The 14,610-nt window shown below is 47.1% G+C and carries 12 protein-coding genes and 1 pseudogene; 4 read left to right on the forward strand and 9 right to left on the reverse strand.

All coding sequences use genetic code 11. The features are described from left to right. Nucleotides 1–183 precede the first annotated feature (183 nt). Together AC5W14_RS00515 and AC5W14_RS00520 are read left to right on the forward strand one after the other, a co-directional pair. Nucleotides 184–1,296: an N-acetylmuramoyl-L-alanine amidase family protein gene (locus AC5W14_RS00515; RefSeq protein ID WP_496193466.1), complete on the forward strand. Its 1,113-nt coding sequence runs from the start codon at nt 184–186 to the stop codon at nt 1,294–1,296. A 313-nt stretch (nt 1,297–1,609) separates the two neighbouring features. Further along, complete coding sequence (locus AC5W14_RS00520) at nt 1,610–2,983, forward strand: glycoside hydrolase family 30 protein (protein WP_496193467.1); 1,374 nt, start codon at nt 1,610–1,612, stop codon at nt 2,981–2,983. Between the two features lie 70 nt (nt 2,984–3,053). Here the strand turns inward: AC5W14_RS00520 and AC5W14_RS00525 are convergent, their stop codons facing one another. From AC5W14_RS00525 to AC5W14_RS00535, 3 genes and pseudogenes are all read right to left on the reverse strand, one after another. Beyond that, on the reverse strand, nt 3,054–3,896 hold the full coding sequence (locus tag AC5W14_RS00525) for an ABC transporter permease (protein ID WP_496059545.1): 843 nt from the start codon (nt 3,894–3,896) through the stop codon (nt 3,054–3,056). Beyond that, complete coding sequence (locus AC5W14_RS00530; protein WP_496059544.1) at nt 3,893–4,882, reverse strand: ATP-binding cassette domain-containing protein; 990 nt, start codon at nt 4,880–4,882, stop codon at nt 3,893–3,895. The genes AC5W14_RS00525 and AC5W14_RS00530 overlap by 4 nt, the downstream gene beginning before the upstream one ends. Before the next feature lie 198 nt (nt 4,883–5,080). Continuing rightward, nucleotides 5,081–5,659: pseudogene (locus tag AC5W14_RS00535) on the reverse strand (peptide-methionine (S)-S-oxide reductase MsrA); the annotation flags it as partial. A gap of 229 nt (nt 5,660–5,888) precedes the next feature. Here AC5W14_RS00535 and AC5W14_RS00540 point away from each other — a divergent pair. After that, nucleotides 5,889–6,086, forward strand: a complete 198-nt coding sequence (locus AC5W14_RS00540; protein ID WP_496059543.1) for a hypothetical protein — start codon at nt 5,889–5,891, stop codon at nt 6,084–6,086. A gap of 70 nt (nt 6,087–6,156) precedes the next feature. On the opposite strand, the gene ppc is transcribed toward AC5W14_RS00540, so the two are convergent. The 3 genes from ppc to AC5W14_RS00555 form a co-directional block, all read right to left on the reverse strand. Further along, on the reverse strand, nt 6,157–8,910 hold the full coding sequence (gene ppc / locus AC5W14_RS00545) for a phosphoenolpyruvate carboxylase (protein WP_496193468.1): 2,754 nt from the start codon (nt 8,908–8,910) through the stop codon (nt 6,157–6,159). 214 nt (nt 8,911–9,124) lie between these two features. Beyond that, nucleotides 9,125–9,316, reverse strand: coding sequence for a hypothetical protein (locus AC5W14_RS00550; protein ID WP_496059541.1), 192 nt, complete (start codon nt 9,314–9,316; stop codon nt 9,125–9,127). Between the two features lie 44 nt (nt 9,317–9,360). After that, the gene (locus AC5W14_RS00555; RefSeq protein WP_496193469.1) at nt 9,361–9,786 is read right to left on the reverse strand and encodes a DUF1694 domain-containing protein; all 426 of its coding nucleotides are present in this window, start codon (nt 9,784–9,786) and stop codon (nt 9,361–9,363) included. 108 nt (nt 9,787–9,894) lie between these two features. Between AC5W14_RS00555 and AC5W14_RS00560 the strand changes: the two genes are divergently transcribed. Then, nucleotides 9,895–10,359 carry a DUF2621 family protein gene (locus tag AC5W14_RS00560; protein WP_496193470.1) on the forward strand — a complete coding sequence of 155 codons (465 nt, stop codon included), beginning with the start codon at nt 9,895–9,897 and terminating at the stop codon, nt 10,357–10,359. Between the two features lie 15 nt (nt 10,360–10,374). On the opposite strand, the gene AC5W14_RS00565 is transcribed toward AC5W14_RS00560, so the two are convergent. The 3 genes from AC5W14_RS00565 to AC5W14_RS00575 all read right to left on the reverse strand — a co-directional run bounded on the left by AC5W14_RS00565 (nt 10,375) and on the right by AC5W14_RS00575 (nt 14,568). Then, nucleotides 10,375–10,890 (reverse strand): CcdC family protein, encoded by a 516-nt coding sequence (locus AC5W14_RS00565; RefSeq protein WP_496059538.1) that lies wholly within the window; start codon nt 10,888–10,890, stop codon nt 10,375–10,377. Nucleotides 10,891–11,012: 122 nt separating this feature from the next. Continuing rightward, the gene (locus AC5W14_RS00570; protein WP_496193471.1) at nt 11,013–12,818 is read right to left on the reverse strand and encodes an ABC transporter ATP-binding protein; all 1,806 of its coding nucleotides are present in this window, start codon (nt 12,816–12,818) and stop codon (nt 11,013–11,015) included. Further along, the gene (locus AC5W14_RS00575) at nt 12,802–14,568 is read right to left on the reverse strand and encodes an ABC transporter transmembrane domain-containing protein (RefSeq protein WP_496193472.1); all 1,767 of its coding nucleotides are present in this window, start codon (nt 14,566–14,568) and stop codon (nt 12,802–12,804) included. Before AC5W14_RS00575 ends, AC5W14_RS00570 begins: the two co-directional genes overlap by 17 nt. Nucleotides 14,569–14,610 lie beyond the last annotated feature (42 nt).

A 14,610-nucleotide genomic window follows, 5' to 3' on the forward strand; every position in this document is an offset into this window, starting at 1 on the left:
AAAATTACCTCTTTCTGTAATAAATAAGCACTAATTACAGACTGGGACTTTTCAATTCCTTCATATAAAGGTAGTATTTTACACATGGTCCTTCTTTCTCTGCATACATAAGCTATTCCAGCCCCAGGAGATTATCCTACCGCAGAGAATCAGAAGAAACTACCATCAAAAAAGGAGCGATGTATGACTAGAAAACAGACAGCCGCTTTTATGATTTTTGCTTTGGCTGTTACAAGTCTGCTGCTTTTCTTTTCCCCTTTTCAGGAACAAAGAGAAGCCGATGCAAACGAAATAAGCCAGACAGGAATTATCAGCGGAGTAGAAAACAGCCTGAATGTCCGCTCCGGCGCTAATGCTTCCTCAGAGGTACGGGGATGGCTGCCTAATGGCACTACGATTGAAATTGAGGATATTGTAGGAGACTGGGCGCTTATTTATTTCAACGATACATATGGGTATGTCAGCATGAACTACGTTGATCTAAATGAACCTTCCGCCGGCTCTGGAGACCGTACCGGCCAGTATCAAGGCACGGTCACTGGAGTAAACAACAGTCTGAACGTCCGCTCCGGCGCCAATGCCTCTTCTGAAATCCGCGGTTCGCTGCCTAACGGCACAACTGTCGAGGTAGAAGACACGGTTGGCAACTGGGCGCTTATCTACTTTAATGACACGTATGGCTATGTGAGCCTCAATTACCTTTCAGTTGTAGAAAGCAGCACTCCTGCACCCGTTACACCTCCGGCTGGAAGCGGAAACCCGCTTGCTGGTGAGACAATCGCCATTGACCCTGGTCACGGCGGTAGTGATCCCGGCGCAGTCGGAAACGGCCTGCAGGAAAAAGACGTGGTGCTTGATATCGGCCAGCGCGTGCAGCAGAAATTAAATGCTGCCGGATCCAACGTTGTCATGACGAGAAGTACAGATGTATACGTGGGACTTGAAGAACGTGCCCGTATCGCTAACGCGGCAAGTGCTGACAGTTTTGTGAGCATTCATGCCAATGCCTTTAACGGTGCTGCTTCCGGTACGGAAACATTCCATTATACCGGCAGCCAGGATGGTGCAGAGCTTGCCGCCCTGATTCAGGAAGAAATGGTTAGGACTCTGGGAACAGCTGACCGCGGCAGCAAAGAGGCAAACTATTCTGTTATCCGGAACACGTCAATGCCGGCTGTTCTTGCCGAAGTAGCTTTCATCGATGAGCCGTCTGATGCGGAGAAACTTCGTTCCAGTGCTTTTCGTGAAGCTGCAGCCAACGCTATTGTAAGAGGATTGGAACGCTACTACAGCTAACATAGCACCATACAGCCTTTCCCTTTCATCATTTTTTAACCAAACGCTTTTGACTATCTCTTTTGATAGTCAGAGGCGTTTTTTTATTTTCAGATGGTTTTCCAAAAAGTTTTTATTCTTTTTGTTCTATATAAGGTTTTATTAATTGTATTTTGTTCGTTAAAATAGATATAATGAACGCGTGCCTAATCAGCGGCTACATTAAACTAGCAAGGGAGCGGTCTATATACTTAAAAGTAAATGGTTACGAACAGGACTCATTCTGGCTGCCCTGCTTGCTGCCGTAATCGGTGTTTTCCGCCTTGCCGATTATTTGGATAACAGCGCAGAGGTATGGCTTACTACAGGCGACGAGCAGAACCTGCTTGATGAACAGGCGGAAGAAGAATTCCAGCCGGACGAAGAAATGCCGGAGGCTCCTCTAACCGTCGAAGTAGACCCGGAAACAACTTATCAGGAGATGGAAGGCTTTGGCATGGCTGTAACCGGGTCGTCTGCCTATTTAATTAACAATGTCCTGACGCCGGAACAAAAAGACGAGCTGCTGGATGATATTTTTACCGATGATGGCATCAACCTGAATTTCATTCGTCATTCCATCGGAGCCTCGGACTATTCTGTAGACGAAAACGGCGATCCTCTCAGCTATTCCTACAATGACATAGAGGAAGGCGGCACCGATTACGACCTGGACAACTTCACCATTGAACCGGACCGGGAAGTATGGTCTCTTCTTGGGGAAATTCAGGAGAAAAATGAAGACACCTTCATCCTCGGTTCTCCCTGGTCCGCCCCGCCTTGGATGAAAGAAGAATACACGTTTAATGGGTCTTTCCTTGATTACACGGATCCTGCCATATATGAGACATACGCCGATTATTTTGTACAGTACATTCAGGCCTATGAAGAGGAAGGCGTCGAAATAGATGCGGTGGCGGTGCAGAATGAGCCGGAATATACGTCAGAGGAATACCCGACGATGAGCATGAACGGCATCGAACAGCGTAATTTCATTATGGATCACTTAGGTCCTGCTTTTGAAGAAAGTAATATTGAAACAGACATTATTGCCTTTGACCACAACTGGGATACCGGGCTTGATTATGCCAATGCAGTACTGGGCGATGAGCAGGCCAATAATTACACGGCCGGAACTGCCTTTCACTGCTACGGCGGAGAGCCTGATGCAATGACCGATGTGCACGAAGCATATCCGAATAAGCACATTTATGTAACAGAATGCAGCGGCGGCGGCTGGAATACGGATTTTGGAGAAAATCTCAGTTGGAACATGACCAATATGCTGATCGGCGGCACAAGAAACTATGCCGAAAGTGTCCAGTTCTGGAACCTGGCGCTCGATCCTTCCGATGGTCCACAAAACGGCGGGTGCCCCGACTGCCGTGGGGTTGTTACCATTGACCCTGATACGGGAGAAGTGACAGAAAACGTCGAATATTATACGCTCGGCCACGCCAGTAAATTTCTCGAATCCGGAGCGGTCCGCATCGATTCCACTCACTATGCCGATGAGATTGAAACAGTGGCCTTTGAAAACCCGGACGGTTCACACGTTTTAATTGCCGCCAATCTCAGCGCCGAGGAGCAGGAGTTTAAAGTAAAAGAAGGCGATGAATCCTTTATGTACTCCCTTCCTGCTGAATCAGCTGTTACGTTTACGTGGTAACCGTGTATCAATCGGTAAAACAGGAAGACCCTCCCACATGTGGGAGGGTCTTCTTTTGTATATCCCGGCATTATCTCTTGTGACGGAATAAATACATCGTGAGCGGGGCAAAAACAGCCGTCAGCAGAAGAGAAACGAGCAGTACCCATCCAATGTCCTGAATCGTTGCAGAGCCGTGCATAAGCCCCCTGATCGCTGTAACGAGAAGAGAGATAGGATTCCACTCGACAAATCCATGGAGCCAGCTTGGAAGAGTCTGCGGATCCACGAATACGTTGCTGACAAAGGTGAGCGGGAACAAAAACATCATGCTGATCATCATGAGGGACTTTTCCGACCTCATAATAATGCCGAGCGCGGTCCATATCCAGGAAAAGCTGAAGGAAAATACGAGCAGCAGTCCTACTGAAGCGATTACTCCGACAGGCCCGCCTTCAGGCCGGAAACCAAGAAGCAGGCCAAGAGAGATCATAATGAATGCTGCCATTGAATACCGAACCATATCTACCGCGAGCGCTCCTACCAGCAGAGCCGGCCTCCAGATCGGGAGTGTCCGAAATCGGTCGAACACCCCTTTCACAATATCTTTGTTCAGATCCATTCCGGTATACATGGTAATCATTGTAACCGTCATAACGAGAATACCCGGCAGCAGAAACTGCAGGTAGTCTCCTGTCGAGCCCGCAATAGCCCCTCCGAATAAATATGTGAACATTAATAGAAAGATAACCGGAAAGGCGGTTACATCAAACAATTGTTCCGGTACGTGCTTAATTTTTAAAAGCGCCCTCCATCCAAATGTAATAGATGCAGACAGGGCCCCCGCCCGTCTGTCCAGGTTTTTTTCCTGCGTAATAGAATCCCGGAGCGACTCCTGTGCGGTAGAGGAAATAGAAGAAACCGGCGTTTTCATTGGTTTATACCTTCTTTCTTCGTTTTATCACCCACTGCTTCTCCGGTCAGCGCCAGAAATACTTCATCAAGCGTCGGATTACCGAAGGAAAAATCAATAACTTCAATGCCAGCCTGTGCTAATATTTCCAGCACAGCAATGCCCTCGTTTGCATGAGATGTTCTGAATGTAAGAGATGCGGCCTCTGACTGGGACTGCAGGACAGCTGGAAGCTGCTTTTTAATAAGCAGTCCCCCTTTAATGCACGTCCCTTCATCAGAAAACTGAATGGTCAGTGCTCCGGCTCCAACAGACGCTTTCAATTCTCTGCTTGTTCCTTCTGCAATAATTTTCCCCTCGTCAATAACCGCAATCCGTTCTGCAAGCTGATCGGCCTCATCTAAATACTGCGTGGTCAACAGAACTGTTGTGCCGCTGTCTGCGAGCGTCCGGATAATATCCCATACCTGGTTTCTGCTTCTAGGGTCCAGGCCGGTCGTTGGCTCATCAAGAAACAATATTTCCGGTGCCACGATAATACTCGCTGCCACATCAAGACGCCTGCGCATGCCGCCGGAATAATTTTTCACCTGTTGTTTAGCAGCGTCTTTGAGACCAAATGCCGTTAGCAGCTCCATCGCCCGGCTCTTTGCCTCTCTCCATGAGAAACCAAGGAGTCTCGCGACCATGACCAGGTTTTCAAGTCCGGTGAGGTCCTCGTCTACAGATGCAAACTGTCCGGTCAGGCTGATTTTCCCGCGAATGTGGTGGGCGTCTTTTTTTAGATCGTATCCGAGAATGGAGGCAGAGCCGCTGCTTGGTTCAAGCAGTGTAGCAAGCATCCGGATCGTCGTCGTTTTTCCGGCTCCGTTCGGTCCGAGAAAACCATATACCGACCCTTTTGGAATAGACAAATCCACGCCGTCCACCGCAGCCTTGCTGCCAAAACGTTTGACCAGCCCTTTCGCTTTAATGGCAATCTCATTGTCCGCTTCCTGCCGGTTCATTGTAACCCTCCTTATTTAGTTTTAATATTCTGAATATTAAAACGCCACGTCTACTTTTATAGTCTTCTGCAGCTACTGATTAAGTATATTATACATCTATTTTATACGAACATACGTTTGATTTCAAGGTTTATTTTATAAAAATAAAAAAGACTCCTGCGGACAGAAGTCTAAAATAGTTATTTGTTTTGAACCTGCCTACCAGCGCACGTTATCGAGTGCCTGCAGCAGTCCGGTTTTTTCCTGTTCGGTAATGTTCCAGGTCATCAGCTCTTTTTTTAATTCAGCCGTTTTCCCGGAGCCGCGCACCATGCCATTCATTCTTGCGGCAACGGTGGAATCGGTCAGCTGCTGAGCCGTCGGATACACCGCTTCAAGTGCTTTTACGGCTCGTGGAAAACGCTTCAAAAAATACTTTTGATGGTAATCTTCTGCCTGATAAAAGGTGGAGGTCTTCTGAAATTCCGTTTTTATGGGGCCTCCGAGCTTTTTTTCCCATTTATCTTTAGATGCCATCGCCGTTTCATACTGTTGTTGGCTGCTGTAGACCAAAAGGGACATGTACTGGCGGTCGCGGAACAGACTTTTTTTCCGCGGGTTGTGACTGCTCCAGAACATGTTTAACAGGTCTTCATAGCTCAGAAAAGCAGGATCGTATTCTATCAGCAGTGATTCTGTATGGTCTCCCATCCTCCGGTAGGTTGGCTCTTCTTTTGTGCCTCCGGTATAGCCTGCTCTCGTTTTAACTACTCCATTAAGCTGCCCAAACTGGGCATCGGGTCCCCAGAATCAGCCCAGGCCAAAAATCGCCTGTTCCGTCGTAAGGCCCAATCGATCCTGCGGTGATCGGTTATTTTCCTGCATGTGTGCCACACCTTCTTTCTTTTATCTTCTTTTTAGTGTAAACGAGAAAATGGCCCAGGGCAAAAGGAAGGCGCTGGTCAAGCCAGGGGAACTCTTGCTATAATTGATAAGATTGCACGATTCTATAAAAGAGGTGTTTACCATGAAAGGTTCCACAGCTTTTAAGCTTAAGATTGTCTGGCTTGTGCTGCTGTTTATTCTTTGTATTGTGTTGGCTTTTATTCATTTTATAGCCGGCAATATTCTCTGGGGAAGTTTATTAATTCTTGCAGCTTTATTTCCGCTGACAAATCTTATTCTCCGTGTTATCAGCTATCAGAAGCATAAGAGCACCCGTTAGCATTTACCGTCTGTATTTAGTGCAGGACGCAGAGAACCGCCCTCCAACAGGAAGGCGGTTCTTTTTGGCATCAGCCGGTGTTTCTCAGCCCTGCAGCAATACCGCTGATAGTCAGCAGCATTTCTGTAAGCAGTTCTTCCGACTGTTCCTCTTCTTCGCGCATGATCTTAATAAGCTCCACCTGCAGGAAGTTCAGGGGATCCACATACGGATTTCTTCTCCAAACGGATTCTTGAATGTTTGGCGTATGGTCAAGCAGTTCCTCTTTGCTCGTAATTTCAAGAAGAATGCGCCGTGTTTTATTGTATTCTTCTGTAATATCATTAAAAATTCGATCGGCAATTTTTTGGTCGTTTACTAACTTGGCATATTCTTTTGCTGTATTAATATCAGCTTTCATTAATGCCATCTGCAGGTTGTTTACCGTTGATTGGAAAAACGGCCATTCCTGATACATTTTCTTCAGCAGCTCCAAATTACCGTCATTTTCTTCTGCGAATGCATGAAGACCTGTTCCTGCCGCGTACCAGGCCGGAATCAGCTGCCTGCTTTGCGTCCAGGCGAATACCCATGGAATGGCACGGAGATCTTCAAATTTACTGCTGTTTTTCCGGCTCATGGGACGGGATCCGATATTAAGGGCTCCAAGCCCGTTAAGCGGAGTGGCTTCGTTGAAATAGGTAAGAAAATCCGGATCGCCGAAGACAAGTGACTGGTATTTTTTCAAAGAGTAGCTGGATACGCGTTCCATCGCATCCTCCCATGTACTGTCTCTGTGGTTGGCCCGCTCTGACGCCTGGGATGTTTTTGCCGTGGATTCCAGCAGCGCCGATGCACCCTGTTCCAGACTTCTGTAGGCAATGTCTTCAAGCAGATAGCGCGAGCTCAGCACTTCGCCCTGCTCTGTAATTTTCACTCCGTCGCCCAACGTTTCTGCCGGCTGGGATAAAATACTGCGGTTTAACGGGCCGCCTCCGCGTCCTAGCGAACCGCCGCGGCCATGGAAGAACTTAAGGCCGATGTCATAGTCTTTAGCGACATCATGGATCTCCTGCTGCGCTTTAAACAACTTCCAATTGGCTGTCATCGTTCCTCCGTCTTTGCTTCCGTCAGAGTACCCGAGCATTACTTCCTGGTGATTTCCTCTGACTTCCAGATGCTTTCGGTAAACGTCCATTTCAAACATCTGTTTCATGATGGCCGGTCCGGCCACCAGGTCATCGATTGTTTCCAGCAGCGGCGCCACGTGGAGTCCGCTTCTTACTGTGCCGTCCGGAAGCTGGGCATATATGCCGGCTTCTTTGGCGAGCACAAGTACTTCCAGAATATCGCTTGCGGATTCTGCCATGCTGATGAGATATACTTCAACCGAACGGGGTCCGAATTCTTCGTGGGCCTGTTTGATCATTGTGAAGACTTTCAGCACTTCCTGTGTTTCCTTGGAATAGCTGTCTTTAGATAGCAGAAGCGGACGCGGATCGTTCAGTGCCTTTTCCAGCACTGCTGTTTTCTCTGCTTCTTCGAGTCCTGCATAATCCTCTGCGATGTGAACAGCTTTTAATACTTCTGCCAGCGCCGACTCATGCTCTCCGCTGTGGTTTCTAATATCAAGCGAGGCCAGGTGAAAACCAAACAACTGCACCTGCCTGATCAGCTTTCTAATCATCTTCAGACGGTGGTGCGATGGCTGGTGTTTTTCAACGCTTTGTTTAATTGTGTCCAGGTCGGCTTCCAGTTCTTCGGAATGCTCGTACCCTGCTTCAGATACTCCTGTTTCACTCAGGCGTTTTAAAATGACGGCAAACTTGCGGCGGTAGACTTCTGACGCTACCGGCCAGATTTCCTCCGGCTGCATATAGGTATCTTCTTCTTTGCCTACCTGCAGGACGAGAGATTCATCAATCGTTGTACGCGTCGTAGAATGGCTGAAGCGTCTCATAGATTCTTCGATTACTTTTTTGTACTTTTTCAATACAAGCTCACGCTGTCTTGTTAAGGTTTCCCACGTAATTTCAGGCGTTACGTTTGGATTGCCGTCCCGGTCTCCGCCGATCCAGGAGCCGAACGTAAGAAAGTTAGGCACTTTCCACTGTTGGTCCGGATAATGTTCTTCGAGCTGCTCTTCCAGCTCCTGGTGAATGTCCGGCAGGACTTCAAATAGTGTCTGATCAAAATAATAAAGGCCGTTTCGAACTTCATCCATAACAGTAGGCTTGCGGTGACGCAGCTCATCAGTCTGCCACAATGCCGTTACTTCGTTAAACAGGCTCTCATCCAGATTTTTGCGCTCCCGCTTTGTCAGGATAGGACTGTCCAGCTGCTGCAGAATAGTCGAAATACGCTTTTGGATTTCCAGCACCGTTCGTTTCGTTGCTTCTGTCGGGTGCGCTGTAATAATAAGCTCCAACGAAAGCTTTTGAAGAACGTCTTCAATCACGTCGGTGGAAATGTTGTTGTCCTTAATAGAAGTTACCGCTCCCTCAATGGAGAAAGGCTGAGCCACCCCATCGTCTTTGAGCTGATACTGGCGTCTTCTGCGGATCCGGTGATTCTGTTCAGCAATATTTACGAGGTTGAAGTATGTGGAAAATGCACGGATAACGTGCTGGCGCATCGGCGGCTTTAACCCGCTTATTTTTTGTTTTAATTCGTTATACGCTTCTTCATCAAAATTCTGGCGGAGGTCAATCGTGGATTTTCTAATCTCTTCCACCTGGTTGAACAGTGTGTCTCCTCCGTGATGCTTTAATATCTTCCCGAGAATGGTACCAAGTTTCTTTACATCATTTCGAAGTAAGGTGCTTTGATTATCTGTCTGTGTCATGGTCAATTTCCTCCTGGTTGATACGATCTTCACATCGTTTTTGGGTCATTATATGTCCCGCAAGGACGTTTTGCGACCCTTGTTTTTTATAAAAAGATACCCGCTTCAGCAGGTATCTATATATACTACCATCAAATATGCAAAATAATCAAAACTTTTTGTTCATATTAAACAAGATAGCAGTAGGCAGCCGGCGAAACAACGCCTGCCCGGCCTATTTGTTTTTTTTGTATTTGTTTAAAAACCAGACGAATACCGCGATAATGACTGCAAACATCGCAATCGTTATTAAAATAAACGTACCCGTCATATCCTGGTTTTCCGCTGGAGGAGCGGCCGCGGCCGCTTCCGGTCCAATTAAAAATAACATAACAATGGACGTAATCATAAAAAAAGCAGGCTTCATTTTTTCCCCTCACTTCCCTTTGTTTTTCATACTGCAGGCCAATATTAAGCGAAAATTCTTTTCCACCATGGTTTTTTTTCAGCAGCAGGGGCTTCGATCTGCTCGTCATCCACTTCAATTTCCTCTTTATGAATCGCATACGGTTTAGCAAGGACCAGCCCGACTTCCGTCACATTTTCCAGCGAAGACACATTGGTGTATTCCACCCCGTATTTACGGGAAATCTGCTGATAGCCTTTAAGAGCCTGGTAGCTCATTTTTCCATTTAACACAAGCGCTGCATCTTTATGCTTTTTCATTTCAGCTTCCACTTCCGGCCGGGTTCCCTTTTCCATAACCTGACTTTTAGTTAGTACAAGCAGAATGCGCTCCCGATATACACCCAGATATTGTCTCTTTTCATCAGGACGCAGCTCTTTTTTTCCATAAATACCTTCATTTAGTATTTCATTAACTTGTTTTCCAGCCATATTCTACCACTCCTATTTTATCTATACGCTTCTTTTCATTATACTACTATACTTGAATCTATGATAAAATAAGGAAAGATGAGACACCATTTTTTATGGTCGATATGAATGGAGGGGATTCAGATGCCTTCTGATGCTTTTATGTGGTTTATTATGGCATGGTCGGTTTTTTTAACGGTCTTTATGTTCATAGGCGGCTTTTTTATGTTCCGCAAATTTTTAAAGCGCTTTCCAAAAGAAGACGGCCGCTCTATTTTGGACTGGCAGGATTATTACCTCAAAGAAACGCGTCATTTATGGCCACAGTCCAAGAAGAATCTGCTTGAAGAACTTGTAGAGCCAGTCCCTGAATTATTCAGAGACATAGCGAGAGAACGGATTGCCGGCGAGATCGGCCGGATTGCTTTAGAAGAACGAGCCGAAACGATCGACGAGCCTCTGCTTATCCGCGGATATATTCTTGCTACCCCGAAGCGGGATCATAAATTCCTTCGTAAAAAATGCCGCGAAAAAAATATCGATTTAACCGAGTATGAACATTTATTTAAGCAAAAAGCTGCTTCCTCTGAATAACAGAGAAAGCAGCTTTTATTTAACCAGTTTTTTGGATAAAGGAGGCCCCGTCGTACCTATAGAAGCATGGTAACGCTTTTCTATTTCTTTAAAGCGGATCAGCATATAAATTCTCCACGGAATAATCATTCCAAAAGCCAATAAGTAAAACATGCCTCCAAGCTCCGCTACTTCAATCGAGTCTCCGATAATCAGCTTGAATATAACACGTGCAATCAACAGCCCAATTAAAATAAATGCAAAAGCTTTCGATCGTTTCATATAAATACGGCTGTTTCGTATTTCGAAGCTCGTCGTACGCATTAACAGGAAAGAAAAAATAATACCGACGGTAAGCGCTTCTATAATTTGAAGCGGCACCAGCCGGGCCGGCTCATAGACAAACATCAGCATTCCTGTAGACATAAAAAAAGGCGGAAGTATAATTTTCTTTATGCTGGCCGGCTTTTTTATCGCTCTCATTCGGATAAAGAGCGCTATCATTGCCATACAGGCCGCGCCGACGGTTGTTGCCAGTAAAGCTATATTCATTGCACTCACTCCCCTCCCCGAAGCCTGTTAAAGATGCCCGGGGCGAGCTGTAAACACTGATGCGCTTACAGCTATGTTTCTATTTTACAACGTGAAAACGCTATCTTGCAACGTTTGTTCTTCTATTTCGGGGTGTAGGCTTTTTCCTGCTGCAGTTTTCCCTGCTGCAGCTCATACATCGTCCGGTACAAGCCATTTTGCTTAAGGAGGGATTCATGATTGCCCTCTTCTTTTATCTCCCCCTGGTGCAGCACAATAATATGGTCTGCGTCTTTTATCGTGGAAAGCCGGTGGGCAATCATAATCGTCGTCCGCCCCTGTTTCATCCGATCCAGCGCCGTTTGAATATCCTGTTCCGTTTCGGAATCAATACTTGCCGTCGCTTCATCCAGCACAAGGATTTTCGGATCTTTCGCAATTGTTCTCGCGAACGTAATCAGCTGTTTTTCCCCGTTGGAAAAAGAGCTGCCCCGTTCTCCGACCGGCTCTTCATATGCCGCCGGGAGCTTCTCAATAAAAGGTGCCGCCTCTACTTTTTCTGCCGCCCGCTTCATGTCTTGTTCGCTTACGTTCGGGTCATGAAACATAATATTATCCTTTACCGTACCGCTGAATAGAAACGGGTCCTGCAGGACGAGCCCGATATTTCTGCGGATTTCTTTATTTCCGTATTCATGAATATTTCTTCCATCCACGGTGATCGATCCCTTCTGCGTATCGTAGAAACGAAGGAGCACCTGTACAATCGAACTTTTCCCGCTTCCCGTGTGTCCTACAATAGCCAGCGTTTCGCCTTTGTTCACCCGAAAGGAAATATCTTTGAGCACCGGGTTTCCCGGATCATAGCCAAATGACACATGGTCAAACCGCACGCTGCCTTCTTTTATGAACGTTTCCTCCCGGGCATGATCTGCTGCCGGCTCCATATCCTCTGTCCGGTCCAGGATCTGAAATACCCGGCCCGCCGATACAATCGCCTGCTGCTGTTTAGAGAGCTGCTGCATAATTTGGTTAACAGGCTCAAACAAACGGTCAATGTAATTAATAAACGCATACAGCACCCCAAGCTGTATGCTTCCCTCAAAAGAAGCCAGCCCGAAGTATGTCAGTACGAGGACAAGGGTGGCCACACTGATCAGGTCAATTGCCGGACGCAGCAGCAGACCGTCGAGCTTCATCGTCTGTACGGAAGACCGGCGGTGTTTTTCATTTATTTCTTCAAATTCACCGCGCATCCGCTTTTCCTGGCGAAACACCTGAATGATATTCATTCCTTGAATGGATTCGTTGATTTTTGCGTTCAGCATGCTTAACCGCCCGCTCATGGATCCAAAAAATACAGCACTTTTTTTCCGGTAGTAATATATTAAAACGAATATGATGGGAAACAGTGCCAGGCAGAGAAGAGCCAGCTGAACGTCCAGAATGGCCATTGCTATAAAGACGCCGATTAAAAACACTCCGTTATGAATAATGACGGCCAGCACTTCGACGTACATCTCCTTGACCGATTCCGTATCGTTTGTCAGCCTCGATATCAAACCGCCGGCTGCGGTCCGGTCAAAAAACCGCAGCCTGGATTGCTCTAATTTTTTAAAGACGTCAATCCGCAGCGTCCGGATGATCTGCAGGGCAATCCGCTGAAACCAGAAAATCTGGTAGTATCCGAGAACGACACCGAGCAGGTGAAGCACGGCGTAGCTTACCCCCAGAACTACGAGAGGGCCGGCCGGAAAGGTATTCTGGGTCAAATAGTCGTCAATAAATACTTTTACTAATATAGGACCAACCAGGTCAGCGCTTGTGCCAACCAGAAGGAAAAGAGCGGCAGCGGCCAGTTGTTTTTTATACGGCACAGCCGCTTTTAATAATCGTTTAAAAATGCTCCACTGTTCTTTGCTGCTTAATACTCTATCCTGGTGCTCCATCTTTTCCTCCCTTCTCCACTAAGCTTTCAAGCTGCTGCATGTCATACATATCAGCATACCAGCGGCGGTCCTTCATTAGTTGCTGATGCGTGCCCTTTTCTGTCTGCCGGCCATTTTCAAGCACTACAATCTGATCGGCATGTTTAATCGCACTCATGCGGTGCGATACAATCCACGTTGTTTTGTTCTGCCGCTCCCGCTGCAGGTGAGAGAGAATGGATTCTTCTGTTTTGGCGTCTACCGCCGAAAGCGAATCATCGAGGATAAGAATTTCCGGGTCTGTGATTAATGCCCGTGCAATCGCCAGCCGCTGTTTCTGGCCGCCTGAGAGCGTCACGCCCCGTTCGCCTACGATCGTGTCATACCCGTATTCCATACTCATAATATCATCGTGTACATGCGCTGTTTTCGCCGCATGTATAATGTCTTCCAGAGATGCTTCCGGCTTGGCAAATGATATGTTGTCGGCAATCGAAATCGAAAAGAGAAAATGATCCTGCGGCACATAGCCGAATGCCTGCCGGTACTGATCCAGATGGTAAGCGGAAGCCGGTGCGCCATCTATATTTATCCGGCTTAACGGATCCTCCATTTCCCGGAGCAGTAGTTTCAAAAGAGTCGTTTTCCCGCTTCCGGTACGCCCTGCAATGCCAACGGTGTCTCCCTTCTCTGCATGAAAAGCAATCTGCTGGAGCGCCGGCTGTTCGGCCTGCGGGTAGCTGCAGCGTTCTATATTTACATCAATGTTTCCTGTAGGGACCGTGTTATAAACGGCACGTTCATCCGTAATATCCTGTTTTTCTGCCAGCAGTGATTCAATCCGTCCATAGCTTGCCCGGCCACGCTCTACGATATTAAAAAGCAGTCCAAACGCAAGCATGGGCCACGTCAGCATGCCAAGATACACGGTAAAGCTTGTTAATTCACCGATCGTCAGGTCTCCTGCAATCACAAACCGTGCTCCGAAAAAAACGGCCAGAAAATAGGAAACCCCTACGACAAGTGATATTGTCGGTTCAAATAATGCATCCACTCTTGCGACGTTTTCATTTTTTTGCACAACTTTATCGGACTGCCGGGAAAAGGCCGCCACTTCGGCTTTCTCCTGTCCAAATGCTTTAGTGACCCGGATACCGGACACGCTTTCCTGCACTTTATTGTTCAACTCGGAAAAGGCTGCCTGGGCCTGGCCAAAGCGGTGATGCAGAATATTGCCGTAAATGCTCGTAGCAGCCGCCATCAACGGCATCGGCAGAAGACATAAAAGCGTCAGCTGCCAGCTGATCGTAAAAGCCATCGCGGCTATGACAAATCCGCCCATTGCAACAGAATCAACGAGCGTTAACACGCCAATGCCGGCCGTTTGTTCCACCGCCTTGATATCGTTTGTGGAGTGGGCCATTAAATCACCTGTCCGCCTTCTGTTGTAGAAGGAAGCACTCATTTTGGTGTAATGTTTATACAGCCGGCTTCTTAAAAGCCTGGCGAGGCGGATCGCCGCCCCAAAAATCATAATCCGCCATATGTAGCGGAATATATACATCAACACTCCTGCTCCGAGAAGCAGGACTGCCCAGTACTGTAAATCCCCAACTGTCAACGTGCCCTCGGCAATCTGGTCTACTACCCTTCCTGCCGCGTAGGGGGGAAGCAGAGACAGAGCGGATACGAGCATTAATATGCCGATCCCCACGCTGTATGCCAGCCATTCTTTTTTAAAAAACCATCGCAGCGACCAGAAGATCTGCATGTCTCTCCCTGCTTTCTTGTTCGTTTGTCTAATTGTTTATTA

The sequence above is a fragment of the Sinobaca sp. TMA16-18 genome (genome assembly GCF_059510535.1).

Coding starts and splice junctions, on each gene's coding strand:
- AC5W14_RS00575 (WP_496193472.1), bottom strand. CDS start 14,568: ATGCAGATCTTCTGGTCGCTGCGATGGTTTTTTAAAAAAGAATGGCTG.
- AC5W14_RS00550 (WP_496059541.1), bottom strand. CDS start 9,316: ATGAAGCCTGCTTTTTTTATGATTACGTCCATTGTTATGTTATTTTTA.
- AC5W14_RS00525 (WP_496059545.1), bottom strand. CDS start 3,896: ATGAAAACGCCGGTTTCTTCTATTTCCTCTACCGCACAGGAGTCGCTC.
- AC5W14_RS00560 (WP_496193470.1), top strand. CDS start 9,895: ATGGAGGGGATTCAGATGCCTTCTGATGCTTTTATGTGGTTTATTATG.
- AC5W14_RS00530 (WP_496059544.1), bottom strand. CDS start 4,882: ATGAACCGGCAGGAAGCGGACAATGAGATTGCCATTAAAGCGAAAGGG.
- AC5W14_RS00515 (WP_496193466.1), top strand. CDS start 184: ATGACTAGAAAACAGACAGCCGCTTTTATGATTTTTGCTTTGGCTGTT.
- AC5W14_RS00570 (WP_496193471.1), bottom strand. CDS start 12,818: ATGGAGCACCAGGATAGAGTATTAAGCAGCAAAGAACAGTGGAGCATT.
- AC5W14_RS00565 (WP_496059538.1), bottom strand. CDS start 10,890: ATGAATATAGCTTTACTGGCAACAACCGTCGGCGCGGCCTGTATGGCA.
- AC5W14_RS00555 (WP_496193469.1), bottom strand. CDS start 9,786: ATGGCTGGAAAACAAGTTAATGAAATACTAAATGAAGGTATTTATGGA.
- ppc (WP_496193468.1), bottom strand. CDS start 8,910: ATGACACAGACAGATAATCAAAGCACCTTACTTCGAAATGATGTAAAG.
- AC5W14_RS00540 (WP_496059543.1), top strand. CDS start 5,889: ATGAAAGGTTCCACAGCTTTTAAGCTTAAGATTGTCTGGCTTGTGCTG.